General features: G+C 73.9%; 15 protein-coding genes and 4 tRNA genes. 11 read left to right on the top strand and 8 right to left on the bottom strand.

Features of this window, described 5'->3' with window-relative positions:
• Positions 1 to 24 precede the first annotated feature (24 nt).
• Positions 25 to 438 carry a PaaI family thioesterase gene (locus tag HK417_RS04330; RefSeq protein ID WP_222263715.1) on the bottom strand — a complete coding sequence of 138 codons (414 nt, stop codon included), beginning with the start codon at positions 436 to 438 and terminating at the stop codon, positions 25 to 27.
• Between the two features lie 87 nt (positions 439 to 525).
• Here HK417_RS04330 and polA point away from each other — a divergent pair, with 87 nt between their 5' ends.
• Entirely contained in the window at positions 526 to 3282 is a 2757-nt protein-coding gene (polA, locus tag HK417_RS04325) for a DNA polymerase I (RefSeq protein WP_222263713.1), read from the top strand.
• A 61-nt stretch (positions 3283 to 3343) separates the two neighbouring features.
• Here the strand turns inward: polA and HK417_RS04320 are convergent, their stop codons facing one another.
• Positions 3344 to 3913: a 2'-5' RNA ligase family protein gene (locus tag HK417_RS04320; protein WP_222263710.1), complete on the bottom strand. Its 570-nt coding sequence runs from the start codon at positions 3911 to 3913 to the stop codon at positions 3344 to 3346.
• Positions 3914 to 3925: 12 nt separating this feature from the next.
• Positions 3926 to 4783, bottom strand: coding sequence for a class I SAM-dependent methyltransferase (locus tag HK417_RS04315; RefSeq protein ID WP_222263707.1), 858 nt, complete (start codon positions 4781 to 4783; stop codon positions 3926 to 3928).
• A 219-nt stretch (positions 4784 to 5002) separates the two neighbouring features.
• On the opposite strand from HK417_RS04315, the gene rpsA reads away from it, so the two are divergent.
• Positions 5003 to 6469: a 30S ribosomal protein S1 gene (rpsA, locus tag HK417_RS04310; protein WP_222263704.1), complete on the top strand. Its 1467-nt coding sequence runs from the start codon at positions 5003 to 5005 to the stop codon at positions 6467 to 6469.
• A gap of 174 nt (positions 6470 to 6643) precedes the next feature.
• Here the strand turns inward: rpsA and HK417_RS04305 are convergent, their stop codons facing one another.
• Positions 6644 to 6901: a hypothetical protein gene (locus HK417_RS04305; RefSeq protein ID WP_222263701.1), complete on the bottom strand. Its 258-nt coding sequence runs from the start codon at positions 6899 to 6901 to the stop codon at positions 6644 to 6646.
• 167 nt (positions 6902 to 7068) lie between these two features.
• Here HK417_RS04305 and coaE point away from each other — a divergent pair, with 167 nt between their 5' ends.
• From coaE to HK417_RS04290, 3 genes are all read left to right on the top strand, one after another.
• Entirely contained in the window at positions 7069 to 7665 is a 597-nt protein-coding gene (coaE, locus tag HK417_RS04300) for a dephospho-CoA kinase (RefSeq protein ID WP_222263698.1), read from the top strand.
• 85 nt (positions 7666 to 7750) lie between these two features.
• On the top strand, positions 7751 to 8239 hold the full coding sequence (locus tag HK417_RS04295) for a VOC family protein (RefSeq protein ID WP_222263695.1): 489 nt from the start codon (positions 7751 to 7753) through the stop codon (positions 8237 to 8239).
• Between the two features lie 179 nt (positions 8240 to 8418).
• On the top strand, positions 8419 to 9309 hold the full coding sequence (locus tag HK417_RS04290) for a CPBP family intramembrane glutamic endopeptidase (protein ID WP_222263692.1): 891 nt from the start codon (positions 8419 to 8421) through the stop codon (positions 9307 to 9309).
• 15 nt (positions 9310 to 9324) lie between these two features.
• Here HK417_RS04290 and HK417_RS04285 read toward each other — a convergent pair.
• From HK417_RS04285 to HK417_RS04270, 4 genes are all read right to left on the bottom strand, one after another.
• Positions 9325 to 9399 (bottom strand) — tRNA-Val (locus HK417_RS04285).
• Positions 9400 to 9454: 55 nt separating this feature from the next.
• Positions 9455 to 9525, bottom strand: a tRNA-Cys gene (locus tag HK417_RS04280).
• 44 nt (positions 9526 to 9569) lie between these two features.
• Positions 9570 to 9642: transfer RNA gene (locus HK417_RS04275), tRNA-Gly, on the bottom strand.
• A gap of 145 nt (positions 9643 to 9787) precedes the next feature.
• Positions 9788 to 10264: an SsgA family sporulation/cell division regulator gene (locus HK417_RS04270; protein WP_222263689.1), complete on the bottom strand. Its 477-nt coding sequence runs from the start codon at positions 10262 to 10264 to the stop codon at positions 9788 to 9790.
• A gap of 175 nt (positions 10265 to 10439) precedes the next feature.
• Here HK417_RS04270 and HK417_RS04265 point away from each other — a divergent pair, with 175 nt between their 5' ends.
• The 6 genes from HK417_RS04265 to HK417_RS04240 all read left to right on the top strand — a co-directional run bounded on the left by HK417_RS04265 (position 10440) and on the right by HK417_RS04240 (position 13665).
• Positions 10440 to 11069, top strand: a complete 630-nt coding sequence (locus HK417_RS04265; protein ID WP_261325827.1) for a sigma-70 family RNA polymerase sigma factor — start codon at positions 10440 to 10442, stop codon at positions 11067 to 11069.
• Positions 11066 to 11977 (top strand): anti-sigma factor, encoded by a 912-nt coding sequence (locus HK417_RS04260; RefSeq protein ID WP_222263683.1) that lies wholly within the window; start codon positions 11066 to 11068, stop codon positions 11975 to 11977. The genes HK417_RS04265 and HK417_RS04260 overlap by 4 nt, the downstream gene beginning before the upstream one ends.
• A 14-nt stretch (positions 11978 to 11991) precedes the next feature.
• Complete coding sequence (locus tag HK417_RS04255; protein WP_308123360.1) at positions 11992 to 12480, top strand: TIGR02611 family protein; 489 nt, start codon at positions 11992 to 11994, stop codon at positions 12478 to 12480.
• A gap of 25 nt (positions 12481 to 12505) precedes the next feature.
• Positions 12506 to 12577 (top strand) — tRNA-Val (locus tag HK417_RS04250).
• A gap of 82 nt (positions 12578 to 12659) precedes the next feature.
• A complete protein-coding gene (locus HK417_RS04245) occupies positions 12660 to 13070 on the top strand; it encodes an HNH endonuclease (RefSeq protein WP_222263680.1) in 411 nt (136 codons plus the stop codon).
• 10 nt (positions 13071 to 13080) lie between these two features.
• Positions 13081 to 13665, top strand: coding sequence for an MOSC N-terminal beta barrel domain-containing protein (locus HK417_RS04240; protein ID WP_222263677.1), 585 nt, complete (start codon positions 13081 to 13083; stop codon positions 13663 to 13665).
• Positions 13666 to 13676: the final 11 nt, after the last annotated feature.

Raw genomic sequence — 13676 nt, 5'->3', positions numbered from 1 at the left:
CCGGGGGACCCACCGGACGGGGCGTCAGTGCTTCCGCGCCGGGCGGATCAGACAGGTCAGCCGGGCGCTCGCGGTGGGCCGGCCGGCGTCGTCGGAGACCTCGATCAGATAGGTCGCGAGGGTCCGTCCCCGCCGCACCGGTGTGCAGACCGCGGTGACGTCCCCGGAGGTGGCCGCCCGCAGGTAGCTGGCGTTCAGCTCGATCCCGACCACCGAGCCGCCCGGGCCGGCGTGCAGCATCGCCGCCCAGGACCCGATGCTCTCCGCGAGCGCGCAGGTCGCCCCGCCGTGCAGCAGACCGAAGGGCTGCTCGTTGCCGCTCACCGGCATGGTGGCGACGACCCGCTCGGGGTCCCACTCGGTGATCCGGATGCCCAGCTTGTCGTCGAGCGGGCCCTGCGTGTCGGCCGGCAGCCAGTCGGGTCGCGTGTGCGTCACCCGCGGGACGGTAACGGCCCCGCTGCAGGGGCCCGGCCCGAGCGTGCGAGGGTCGGCGGGCAGCGGGGTCCTTCTAGGATCGAGTCGATGTCCGCACCGGTCAGCACCTCAGCGCCCGCACCCGTCGCCCCGCCGTCCTCCGGCACAGCTCCGGGCACCCGCTCGCGGCTGCTGCTGCTCGACGGCCACTCGCTGGCCTACCGGGCGTTCTTCGCCCTGCCGGTGGAGAACTTCTCCACCACGACGGGCCAGCCGACCAACGCGGTCTACGGCTTCACCTCGATGCTGATCAACGTCCTGCGGGACGAGCAGCCCAGCCACCTGGCGGTCGCCTTCGACGTGGGGCGCAAGACGTTCCGCAGCGAGATCTACGCCGAATACAAGGCCAACCGGTCCGAGAGCCCCACCGACTTCCGCGGCCAGGTGAGCCTCATCCAGGAGGTCCTCGGCGCGCTGCACGTGCCGGTGATCACCGCCGAGGGTTACGAGGCCGACGACGTGATCGCCACGCTGACCGTGCAGGCGGTCGAGCGGGGCATGGACGTGCTGATCTGCACCGGCGACCGGGACGCCCTGCAGCTGGTCAACGAGCACGTCACCGTGCTGTATCCGCGCAAGGGCGTCTCCGACCTGACCCGGTTCACCCCGGAGGAGGTGGAGACCAAGTACGGCCTGACCCCGGTGCAGTACCCCGACTTCGCCGCGCTGCGCGGTGACCCGAGCGACAACCTGCCCAGCATCCCGAGCGTCGGGGAGAAGACCGCGGCCAAGTGGGTGCGGGAGTACGGCTCGCTCGACGCCCTGGTCGACCAGGTCGACACGGTCAAGGGCAAGGTCGGGGAGAAGCTGCGGGAGCACCTGTCCTCGGTGCTGCAGAACCGCCGGCTCACCGAGCTGGACCGGGCGGTGCCGCTGGAGGTCGGTCCGGACGACCTCGGAGTCCAGCCCTGGGACCGCAACGAGGTGCACACGCTCTTCGACAACCTGCAGTTCCGGGTGCTCCGCGACCGGCTGTTCGCCACGCTCACCAGCGCCGAGCCCGAGGTCGAGGGCGGCTTCGACGTCACGGTCGACGAGGTGCCCGCCGGGGGGCTGGGGGACTGGCTGGCTGCCCACGCCGCCACCGGCTCCACCGGCGTCGTGTTCCGGGGCACCTGGGGGCGCGGCACCGGTGAGCTGACCGGCCTCGCGCTGGCCGCGGCCAACGACCACGCCACCTTCGTCGACCTCGGTCCCGCCCTCGACACGGCCGACGAGCAGGCGCTCGCGGCGTGGCTGGCCGACCCGGGCACGCAGAAGGTCGTCCACGACGTCAAGGGCCCTTTGCTGGCGGTCTGGGCCCGCGGCTGGGACCTGCAGGGCGTGGTCAGCGACACCGCGCTGGCCGCCTACCTGGCGCTGCCGGGGCAGCGGTCCTTCGACCTCGGCGACCTGGCGGTGCGCTACCTGCGCCGGGAGCTCAAGGACGCCGCCGCGCCGGAGGAGCAGCTCGCGCTGGACGGGCTGGGCCCGAGCGAGGACGACGTCGCGCAGGAGGCCGCCAAGGCCGACGTCCTCAAGGCCGTTGCGGTCAACGACCTGGCCGACGCCCTGGAGCAGGTGCTCGGCCAGAAGGGTGGGGACCACCTGCTCGGCGGCATCGAGCTGCCCCTGACCCGGGTGCTCGCGGCGATGGAGCACCGCGGCATCGCCGCCGACCTCGAGTTCCTGCACGAGCTGCAGAAGGAGTTCGCCGCGGAGGTCGCCGACGCCGCCCAGGAGGCGTACGCGGTCATCGGCAAGGAGATCAACCTCGGCTCCCCCAAGCAGCTGCAAGTGGTGCTCTTCGAGGAGCTGGGCCTGCCCAAGACCAAGAAGATCAAGAGCGGCTACACCACCGACGCCGAGGCGCTCACGTCCCTGCTGGCGCAGACCGGGCACCCGTTCCTGGATCACCTGCTGCGGCACCGCGACGTCACCCGGCTGCGCACGGTCATCGACGGGCTGATCCCGATGGTCGACGACGCCGGCCGGATCCACACCACGTTCCAGCAGACGATCGCGGCCACCGGCCGGCTGTCGTCCACGGACCCGAACCTGCAGAACATCCCGATCCGCAGCGCCGAGGGCCGGCGGATCCGGCAGGCGTTCGTCGTCGGGCAGGGCTTCGAGTCGCTGATGACGGCGGACTACAGCCAGATCGAGATGCGGATCATGGCCCACCTGTCCGAGGACGCCGGGCTCATCGAGGCCTTCACGTCCGGGGAGGACCTGCACTCGTTCGTGGCGTCGCGGGCGTTCAACATCCCGATCGAGCAGGTCGACGCGGAGATGCGCCGGCGGATCAAGGCGATGAGCTACGGGCTGGCCTACGGGCTGTCGGCCTACGGGCTGTCCCAGCAGCTGCGGATCACCCCGGAGGAGGCCCGCGCGCAGATGCACGCGTACTTCGAGCGGTTCGGTGGCATCCGGGACTACCTGGACGGCGTGGTCGACGACGCGCGGCAGACCGGCTACACCGAGACCACGCTCGGCCGGCGCCGGTACCTGCCGGACCTCACCAGCGACAACCGGCAGCGCCGGGAGATGGCCGAGCGGATGGCGCTCAACGCCCCGATCCAGGGGTCGGCCGCCGACGTCATCAAGGTCGCCATGCTCGACGTCGAGAAGGCCATCGAGGCCGCGGGGCTGCGCTCGCGGATGCTGCTGCAGGTGCACGACGAACTCGTGCTCGAGGTGGCCCCCGGTGAGCACGACGCGCTGGAGGCCCTGGTCCGCCGGGAGATGGCCGGGGCGGCGCAGCTGTCGGTGCCGCTCGAGGTGTCGGTCGGCTTCGGGGCCAGCTGGAACGCCGCCGCGCACTGAACGAGGACCCCGATGCCGCGCGGCTCGCACGCTCGCCCCGGGTCCCTGCATCGGGGCGGTTTCAGTCCGGAGCGCCGCCGAGCGGGAAGGTGGTGGCCAACCGCCAGGACCCCGGGTCCCGGCGGCCGGCCATCAGCGCGACCCGGTCCACGCGGGTGGTGACCGGCAGATGCCGGCGCACCTCCTCCTCGGCCGCCCGCAGGCCCGCCAGGTCGCCGAGCCGTCGCGTGCCGATGCTCAGGTGCGGCTGCGGATCACCGTGCGCGCCCCGGTACGGCGGGTGGTCGGGGAAGGTCGCGTGGACGGCGCGGGTCAGCAGGCGGAACGGCTCCTCGGGGTCCGGGCGCAACCACAGCACCTCGTCCTGGCCGAACCAGGCGGTCTCGGTGAACGTGCAGTCGAAGGCCGGCTGCCCGGCGAGGACCTCGGCCAGCCGGCGGCACACCAGGTCGTCCACCTGCCCCGGCGACACGAACGGGTAGAGGACGACCACGTGCGGCGGCAGGCCCCACACCGCGGCGACGTCGAACTGCCGCCGGTGGGTGCCGATCACCGGCTCGGCCTCCGGGACGGGCACGACCAGAGCAGTGTCGGCGGCGCCGGACAGGCCGGCCCGGACGGCGTCGTCCACCTGGTCAGCCTCTCAGCCCGGCAGGTCGCAGACCAGGACCAGGGTGCCCGGCACGAGCGCGCCGCGCTCGGGTGACCACTGCCCCCAGGTCTCGGTGCGGCCCGGCGTCCACTCCGGTTCGAGCAGGTCGGTGAGCGCGAAGCCGGCGCCGACGACGGCGCGCACCCAGTCGCCGACCGTGCGGTGGTGCTCGACGTACACCGTCCGGCCCTCCTCCTCGGTCTCCACGTAGGGCCGGCGGTCGAAGTAGGACCCGACGACCCGCAGGTCGGCGGGGTCGGGGGAGTCGGGCAGCGCCCAGCGCACCGGGTGGTTCACCGAGGCGACGAACCGGCCGCCCGGCCGCAGCACCCGGGCGACCTCGGCGAGGACCGCGCGGGCGTCGGCGACGAACGGGAGCCCACCGAAGGCCGAGCAGGCGAGGTCCACGCCGGCGTCGGTGAGCGGCAGGGCGCCGGCGTCGGCCTGCACGAGCGGGACGTCGATGCCGGTCGCCCGGTTCAGCTCGGCCGCGCGGGCCAGCATCCCGCCGGAGACGTCCAGCGCGACCGGGTGCGCGCCGGCCCGGCGCAGCCAGCGGGAGCAGGGGGCCGATCCGCAGCCGATCTCCAGCACCCGCCGTCCGGCCACGTCGCCGAGCAGGTGCGCGTCGGCCTCCCGCAGCCCCTCCGGGCACCACAGGAAGTCCGCGTCCCCCAGGTCGTGGCCGTGCTCGGCGAGGTACGCCGGGGCGGCGGCGTCCCACCAGCCGCGGTTGGCGCGGGCTGATTCCGCGGGACCGGCCGGACGGCGCGTGACCCCGCCGGCCGCGGGGTACCCGTCGGCGGCGAGGGGGAGACCCCGGGCGGGGCCGCGGGCGATGGGGTCCATGGCGCGCCGATCGTGACACGCCGCGGATCCCGGCACCGCCCGGACCCGTGGTGGACCCACCCTGCCCACCCCCGTACGATGGGAGATCACGCCAGAGGTCTGTGGTGCCGCCCCCCGTCCGGGAGGGTGTCCCGTCGTCCTCTCCCGTGAACCTCCCCGCGGTCGCCTCGACCGCGGTTCCCTGTCCCTGCGCATCCCCCGTCCGGAGCACTCGACCACATGACCTCCACCCAGGTCCGTCCCGACAGCACCCCCCAGATCGCGGTGAACGACATCGGCACCGCCGAGGACTTCCTCGCCGCGATCGACCAGACCATCAAGTACTTCAACGACGGCGACATCGTCGAAGGCGTGATCGTCAAGGTCGACCGGGACGAGGTGCTGCTGGACATCGGCTACAAGACCGAGGGCGTCATCCCCTCGCGTGAGCTGTCCATCAAGCACGACGTCGACCCGACCGAGGTCGTCAACGTCGGCGACGAGGTGGAAGCCCTCGTCCTCCAGAAGGAGGACAAGGAAGGCCGGCTGATCCTGTCCAAGAAGCGCGCGCAGTACGAGCGCGCCTGGGGCACGATCGAGGCCAAGAAGGAAGCCGACGAGGTCGTCACCGGAACCGTCATCGAGGTCGTCAAGGGCGGCCTCATCCTCGACATCGGCCTGCGCGGGTTCCTCCCCGCCTCGCTGGTCGAGATGCGACGCGTCCGCGACCTGCAGCCCTACGTGGGCCGCGAGCTCGAGGCGAAGATCATCGAGCTGGACAAGAACCGCAACAACGTCGTCCTCTCCCGGCGCCAGTGGCTGGAGCAGACCCAGTCCGAGGTCCGCAGCGAGTTCCTCAACAAGCTGGCCAAGGGCCAGGTCCGGACCGGCGTCGTCTCCTCGATCGTCAACTTCGGTGCCTTCGTGGACCTCGGTGGCGTCGACGGCCTGGTGCACGTCTCCGAGCTGTCCTGGAAGCACATCGACCACCCGTCCGAGGTCGTCGAGGTGGGCCAGGAGGTCACCGTCGAGGTCCTCGACGTCGACCTGGACCGTGAGCGGGTCTCCCTGTCGTTGAAGGCGACGCAGGAGGACCCGTGGCGTCAGTTCGCCCGCACCCACCAGATCGGTCAGGTCGTGCCGGGCAAGGTCACCAAGCTGGTGCCCTTCGGTGCGTTCGTCCGCGTCGACGAGGGCATCGAGGGCCTGGTCCACATCTCCGAGCTGGCCGAGCGCCACGTGGAGATCCCGGAGCAGGTCGTGCAGGTCGGCGACGAGATCCTGGTCAAGGTCATCGACATCGACCTGGACCGCCGCCGCATCTCGCTGTCCCTCAAGCAGGCCAACGAGGGCGTCGTCGGCGACGAGGACCAGTTCGACCCGGCCGCCTACGGCATGGCCGCCTCGTACGACGACCAGGGCAACTACATCTACCCGGAGGGCTTCGACCCCGAGACCGGGGAGTGGCTCGAGGGCTACGACGAGGCCCGCGAGACGTGGGAGCGGCAGTACGCCGAGGCCCAGGCCCGCTTCGAGGCGCACCGCAAGCAGATCGCGGCCGCCAAGGAGGCCGACGCCGAGGCCGCGGCCGGCGGCAGCTACTCCAGCGCCGCCGAGCCCGAGAGCGAGACCGCCTCGACCGGTGGCACCCTCGCCTCGGACGAGGCGCTGGCGGCCCTGCGGGCGAAGCTCGCCGGCGGCGAGTGATCCCCCGGCTCGGCTGAGCCGCAGCACCTGACCGTGCGCCGTCCACCCTCCGGGGTGGGCGGCGCACGGTCGTCTCCGGGCACTGATGGGCCGCGGACGCGGACGACCCCGCCGACCATCGGTCGACGGGGTCGTCTGCTTCCCCGGGTGCCGGCGCGACGCGCCGGGAGGCTCTCAGAGGCTGAGGATGATCGCGAAGGCCGTGCGGGGGCGACCGCCGGCGTTGACCAGGGCGTCCCAGGTGTGCCGGCCGGCTGACACGCTGGGCAGCAGGGCGCGCAGGAGCGCGGTCGCAGTCCGCCGCTGGGGGAGGCGCTCGCGCACGCCGGGCAGGTCCGAGCACCGGACGCCGCCGGGGGTCTCGATCCGGTGCCGCCCGCGCGCGGGGGAGCCGGAGACCGACGGGACGCTGTCGAGCGTGGTGCGGGACATGGTTCTGCCTCTCTGCTGTGACGGGGGAAGTCCGCCGGGACAGAACGTAAGTCGTGGGACGGCTGTGACTGGAGCGACGCGCCGGGCGCCGGGCCGCCGTGACCTTCCCGAGACCCGCGCCCCGCACAGGGCGTGGTCGGCCGGTGCGCGGGCCATAGGGTCGGCCGGTGCTGAGGATCGGGCTGACCGGTGGCATCGGATCGGGCAAGAGCACGGTGGCCGCGCTGCTCGCCGAGCGCGGGGCCGTCGTCGTCGACGCCGACCGAATCGCCCGGGAGGTGGTGGAACCGGGCACGCCGGGGCTGGCCGCGGTCGCCGAGGCCTTCGGGCCGGGGGTGCTCACCGCCGACGGCGCCCTGGACCGGCCCGCGCTCGCGGGCGTCGTCTTCGCCGACCCGGCCGCCCGGGCCCGGCTGGACGGGATCGTGCACCCCCTGGTGCGTGCCCGGGCCGCTGAGCTGGTCGCGGCGGCCCCGGCGGACGCCGTCGTCGTCCAGGACGTCCCCCTGCTCGTGGAGACCGGCCAGGCGCGCTCCTACGACCTCGTGCTGGTCGTCGAGGCCGATCCCGAGATCCGCGTGCGCCGGCTGGTGGGCCGGGGCCTGGCCGAGGAGGACGCCCGGGCCCGCATCGCCAGCCAGGCGACGGACGCGCAGCGGCGGGCGGTGGCCGACGTCGTGCTGTCCAACGACGGCGACCGGGAGCACCTGGCGGCGCAGGTCGACCGCTTCTGGACCGAGCGCGTGGCGCCCACGCTGCCCTGACCACCGCGCCGATGAGTTCCGGCCGCGGCGGCGGTCTCGGGTGCAGGGGTGGACGACCGGTCCGCCGGAGCAGAGGAGTCCCGCCGTGGCGCAGAAGATCGTCCCGAACCTGTGGTTCGACACCCAGGCCGAGGAGGCGGCGCAGTACTACATCGACGTCTTCGGCGAGGGACGGGTCATCTCCGTCGCCCGCTATCCCGACGGGGCGCCCGGACCGACCGGCGAGGTGATGACCGTGGAGTTCGAGGTCGCCGGCATGCGGCTGGTCGGCATCAACGGCGGGCCGCAGTTCCCGTTCACCGAGGCGGTGTCGCTGCAGGTGAACTGTGCCGACCAGGCGGAGGTCGACCGGCTGTGGGACCGGCTGGTCGGCGACGGGGGAGAGGAGAGCCAGTGCGGCTGGCTCAAGGACAGGTACGGCCTCAGCTGGCAGGTCATCCCGGAGGGGATGGACGAGCTCTTCGCCGATCCCGACCCCGCGCGCGCCCAGCGGGCCATGCAGGCGATGCTCGGCATGCGCAAGCTCGACGTGGCGGCGCTGCGGGCCGCGGCCGACGGGGTCCCGGTCGGCTGATCGTCCCCGGTACGAGGCGGCCCCAGGTCGGTCACCCGGGGCCGCCGCGTGCCGGCCACCCCTGGTGGAACGGTGCGGGGGGTGGTGCAGGGCCCCCCGGACGGCGGGGAGGCTCCGCGCGTCCACCCCCGCCGACGCCCCGCACCCGCACAGGTCTGCGCCGTACACCGGAGTCGCTCATGAACGCGCGCCGCGTCGCTCCCGACCCCCAGCAGGACCAGGCCCCCGGCGCGGCGCCCGCAGTCCCCGGTGCGGCGTCCGCCGCCCCCGGCCGGAACCGGTCCAGGAACGCGCTGTCGCGGGCGCTGGCGCGTCACCAGGTGACCGTATTCGTCCTGGTGACCATGGCGGTGAGCTGGGTGTTCATCCCCGTCGCCGACGGTGGGCTGCTGCCGCACGGGCCGATGCTCGCGGCACTGCTGGTGCTCGCGGGAGTGTCAGGGCGACGTGGCATCTCCGGGCTCTGGGCGCAGCTGAGCAGGTGGCGGGTGGGCTGCCAGTGGCACCTCGTCGCAGCCGGCATCTTCCTCGTGGTGCACGGTGCGGCGCTGGCCGTGAGCGCGGCCATCGGGGTCGGGATGGCCGACCCCGGAACCGTGCTCTCGGTGGGCACCCTGGTGGGCATCTGGATCCCGCTGGTGCTGCTGGGCGGCCAGTGGGAGGAGCCCGGATGGCTCGGCTACCTCCTCCGACGCCTGCGCGACCGGGTGGTGGGACCTCCGCTGCTGGTGCTGCTGGTCGCCGGGCTGATCCGGATGGTGTGGCACACCCCACTGGTCCTGCTCGGCACGATCCCCTGGTACGACTACGTCTTCGGCGTCCTCGCGCTCCAGGTCATCCTGTCGTGGCTGTACGACCGGACCGGCGGGAGCGTCCTGGTGCCGATGACCTGCCACCTGTTCGCCAACCTGTCGATGGCCTCGGTCCTGCCGCTGGTCGACGAGCCGGACCGGGGTCTCTACTGGCTCGTCCTCGTCCTCGTCGAGGTGGCGGTCGCCGGTGGCCTGCTGCTCACGACGCGCGGCCGGACGGCCCGGCGGGGCCCGACGACGAGAGCCCCAGGTCGGTGACCTGGGGCTCTCGGATGGTGGGCGATACTGGGTTCGAACCAGTGACCTCTTCCGTGTCAGGGAAGCGCGCTACCACTGCGCCAATCGCCCGTCCCGGCTTGCGCCGGACCGCCTCCCCCGTCGACTCACCACTGGGGTGGCGCCGAGGTGGAGACGGGATTTGAACCCGTGTACACGGCTTTGCAGGCCGTTGCCTCGCCTCTCGGCCACTCCACCGCACGCCGGGCGCCGGTCTCGCGACCGAGCGCCCGGGAGTTCCGAGCGGACGACGGGATTCGAACCCGCGACCCTCACCTTGGCAAGGTGATGCTCTACCAACTGAGCCACGTCCGCACTGCTGCCGCCCCACTGCGCTCGGTCTCCCTCGCGCTCGTCGGCGACGTGTTGAACTCTAACCGACCGGTTTCCAGGCACCAAACCCGGGGGGTCCCACCGGCGGTGCTCCGAGCCGCCCGCAGGTCGACGGCCCGTCTGCGGCTCAGAAGGCGGAGGGGTTGTCGGTGCCGCCGCCGAGCAGCGCGGAGAGCTCCTCGTCGACCCGCAGGGCCCCGCTCTCGGCCCCCTGGGGCACCAGCATCTCGGTCTCCCGCAGGAACTCCCCGACGACCGCCCCGGAGACCTCGAACAGCGCCTCCCCGGAAGGGGCGCGCAACTGCAGGAACACGACGTCGAGGCCGCCCCGCGCCGGCCACAGCCGGACGTCACCCTCGCCCGCCGGCGCGGTCAGGCCCGCCCGCAGCAGGTCCCGGCTGAGCAGCCACTCGACACCGCCGTCCTCGACGCCGTCCGCCGGGTCCTCGTACTCGTCCCGCCCGTCGTCGCCGAAGCGCACCCGGACCGCGAACGGGTCGGCCACGTCGTAGACGAGCGTGGCCGGGACCGGTGTCCACGCGGCGGGGCCGACGAGGTGGAGGGTCGTGCGGACGGTGCAGCCGGTGCGGGGAAGACGTGCCATGTCTCCCTAACGACCCAGAAACCAACAAGGTCACGCATGTCCTCGGCGTGTCGCACCTCACCCGCACCGTCCGTCACAGGAGTCACACGGAGTGATCGGCGCCACAGACCGTTCCGGGGGTCGCGTCCGGGGGGTGAACCGCGGGGCGGTCGCCGGACGAAGGTCCCGTGTGACCATGGGGACCGTGAGCCGACCGACCCGCCGTCTCCCCGACGGTGCGGCGGACCTCGACCTGTTGCGCCGGATCTCCGCGGGTGACCGGTCCGCCGTCGCGGACCTCTACGACCGGTTCCGCCGGCCGGCGTTCGCGCTGGCCCGCCGCGTGCTGGCCGACGACGTCCTCGCCGAGGACGTGCTGCAGGACGTGTTCCTGAGCGTCTGGCGCGACCCCTCGGCCTTCGACGGGAGCCGGGGCAGCGTCGCGTCCTGGCTGCTGGCGATGGTCCACCACAAGGCGGTGGACGCCGTCCGCCGCGAGGAGTCGCACCGCCGCCGCCGGACGCGGGCCGAGGAGGACCTGGCGCTCACCGCCCCGACCCGGATCGGGGACGTGGAGGAGGAGGCGGTGGACCGGGTCGCCGCCGAGCGGGTGCGGACGGCGTTGCGGGCGCTCCCCGAGGCCCAGCGGGAGGCCCTGACCTTGGCGTACTACGGCGGCTACACCCAACGGGAGGTGGCCGCGCTGACCGGTGCTCCCCTCGGGACGGTGAAGAGCCGCATGCTGACCGGCATGCGGAGGCTGGAGGAGATGCTGGGCACCGGCCTGCCCGGCGGCACCTCCCGGGCCGACGGGGCCGCGCGATGACCGCCCCGCAGGGGAACCCCGGGCGGGGGGCCGACCATCGCGAGTGGGAGGAGCTGGCCGTCGGTTGGGCCCTGCACGCCCTCGAGCCGGACGACGAGGTGCGCTTCACCGCGCACCTGCCCGGCTGTGACCGGTGCGCCCGCACCGTCGCCGGCACCGCCGGCGTGATGGCGGCGATGGCCGCGGACCTGCCCGCCGCTGAGCCCTCCGGGCGCCTGCGCGACCGGTTGCTGGCAGCGGTCGAGGAGGCCGAGCAGGTGCGTCCGGAGCAGGTGCGGCCCGCGCCGGCCGCACGGCCACCCGAGCCGGCCCCCCGGCTGCCGCTGCCCGCCGCGCCGGATCCGACCGGGCCCGACGCCCGGGGCGAGGTGGTCCCCGAGGAGCTCGGGGTGCCCCGGGCCGAGCAGCCGCCCCGGCCGCCCTCGTCCTGGCGGCGGGTGCTGCCTCCGGCGCTGGTCGCGGCCTCGATCGCCGCCGTCCTCGTGCTCGGGGCGTGGAACGTCGTGCTCACCGGTCAGCGCCAGGCCGCGGAGACGGCCGCGGCCCGGCAGGCCGCGATCGTGGAGGCGCTGCTGGCCCCCGGTCGCGCCACGATCGCGCCGATGACCGGCGGGGGCCGGGAGGTCGCCACCGTGGTGGCCCGCGAGAGCCGGCTGCAGGTGGTCGCGTCCGGTCTGGACGTCAACGACGACGAGGAGTCCACCTACGTCGTGTGGGGGATGCGCGACGGCTCACCCGTGGCCCTCGGCACGTTCGACGTGGTCTCCTCACAGATGGACGTCCGGAACGTAGGCTCCACGGGGGCCGGGTCCGGCGACTACGACGAGTTCGGCATCAGCATCGAGCCCGGCCGGCAGGCTCCGCCGGCTCCGACGGTGATCGTGGCGACCGGGGAGGTGACCAGCTGAGCGAGCGGGACACGGTGACGGCGCCGGGGGGACACCCCTCGCGGCGCCCGACGGCATCTCCGGCGACGCCGGCGCGCACCCATCGGCACTGGCACCCGCACGAGCACCACAGCCTGCGGGAGCGGGTCGCCGCCTCCCACTGGCGCCGGCGCATCGCCGCACGGCGCAGCTTCGAGGCCCCGTACCGCACGGGGGTCGGGGTGGTCGGCGCGATCGTCGTCGCCGTGGGCATCGTCACGATCCCGCTGCCCGGGCCGGGCTGGCTGACGGTCATCGCCGGCCTGTTCGTGCTCGCGACGGAGTTCGCCTGGGCCGAGCGCCTGCTGGCGTTCACCCGGCGGCACGTCCACCGCTGGACCGAGTGGCTGGGCCGGCAGCGGCTGTGGGTGCGGATCGCGGTCGCCGCGCTGACCGCCGCCTTCGTCTGCGGCGTCATGGTGGTCACCCTGCACCTGACGGGCGTGCCGGAATGGGTGCCGGGGTGGGTGCCGCTCTGGCGGTGAGCGTCTGGCAGAATGTCTGACGCACGGGCGATTGGCTCAGTGGTAGAGCGCTTCGTTCACACCGAAGAGGTCACTGGTTCGAACCCAGTATCGCCCACCGTGCACCGGCCCCCGACCTGATCAGGTCGGGGGCCGGTGTCGTCTGCGGCGTCCCCGCGCGGGGCGCACCATGGACGGCGATGGCACTGGACCGGGCCGCCCGCCTGCTGGCCGCCGTGGAGCGGGACGGGCCGACGTGCATCTGGTGCGGGCGGGAGCTCACCGGGCAGGTCGCCCCTTCCACCGAGCACGTCGTGCCCCGGGTGAAGGGCGGGCCGAGCTGGCTGGAGAACGAGGTCGCGGCCTGCCGCCGGTGCAACGGCGAGCGCGGGCACACCGCGCCGGTGGAGTGGCTCGAGGAGTGCCTGCGGCGCGGCTGGCCGGCCGACGAGGAACGCCTCGCCCGCGTGCTGGCCGGGCTGGCGGAGGCGATCGCGGTGCGGGGCGGGCAGCGGCGGGCGCGGCCCTACCTGGACGCGCAGCTGCGCCGGCTGGCGCGGCGGCGCCCGTCCGGTCCCGACGGTGCTGCCGGGTCCCGGGTCCCCGCGTAGCGTCGCGGGCATGGGCGAGGTGGTGGGCAGCGTGGGCCGGATCGCGGTGTACCCGGTCAAGTCGCTCGGTGGGCGCAGCGTCCCGGAGGCGCTGGTCGACACCGCCGGCCTGCGCGGCGACCGCGCCTACGCCGTCCTCGACGCCGACACCGGCGAGCGGGTGACGGTGAAGAACACCCCGCAGCTGGCCGGCATCGTCGCCACCGGGGACACCGAGGCGGACACGATCACGCTCACCGAGGTGCTGGGTCGGCCGGTGCGGCTGGTGCCGTCCGCGGCCGGGCCGCAGGTCGACGCGGCCGCCGTCCACCTGGTCTCGCGCGGTGCGATCGAGCGGGCAACCGCCGGGGACGTGCCCGCGGGCTGCTCGGCCGACGATCCCCGGGCCAACCTGGTGCTGCACCTGCCGGGGGAGGCCGACGAGCGGAACTGGGTGGGCCGGCGGCTGCGGATCGGCGAGGTCGTGCTGGACGTCGTCCGCACCCCCAAGCACTGCCTGGGCGTCTACGCCGAGGTGCAGGTACCCGGCCGGGTCGCCGCCGGCGACGCCGTCGAGCTGCTGGACTCCGGCGGCGGGGCGGCTGCGCCCGCCTGACCCGGCCCCGT

This window comes from Modestobacter marinus (assembly GCF_019799945.1).
Taxonomy (GTDB): domain Bacteria; phylum Actinomycetota; class Actinomycetes; order Mycobacteriales; family Geodermatophilaceae; genus Modestobacter; species Modestobacter marinus_B.
Note: the sequence above shows the minus strand (reverse complement) of the source record. Positions and strands in the feature narration are given on the sequence as shown.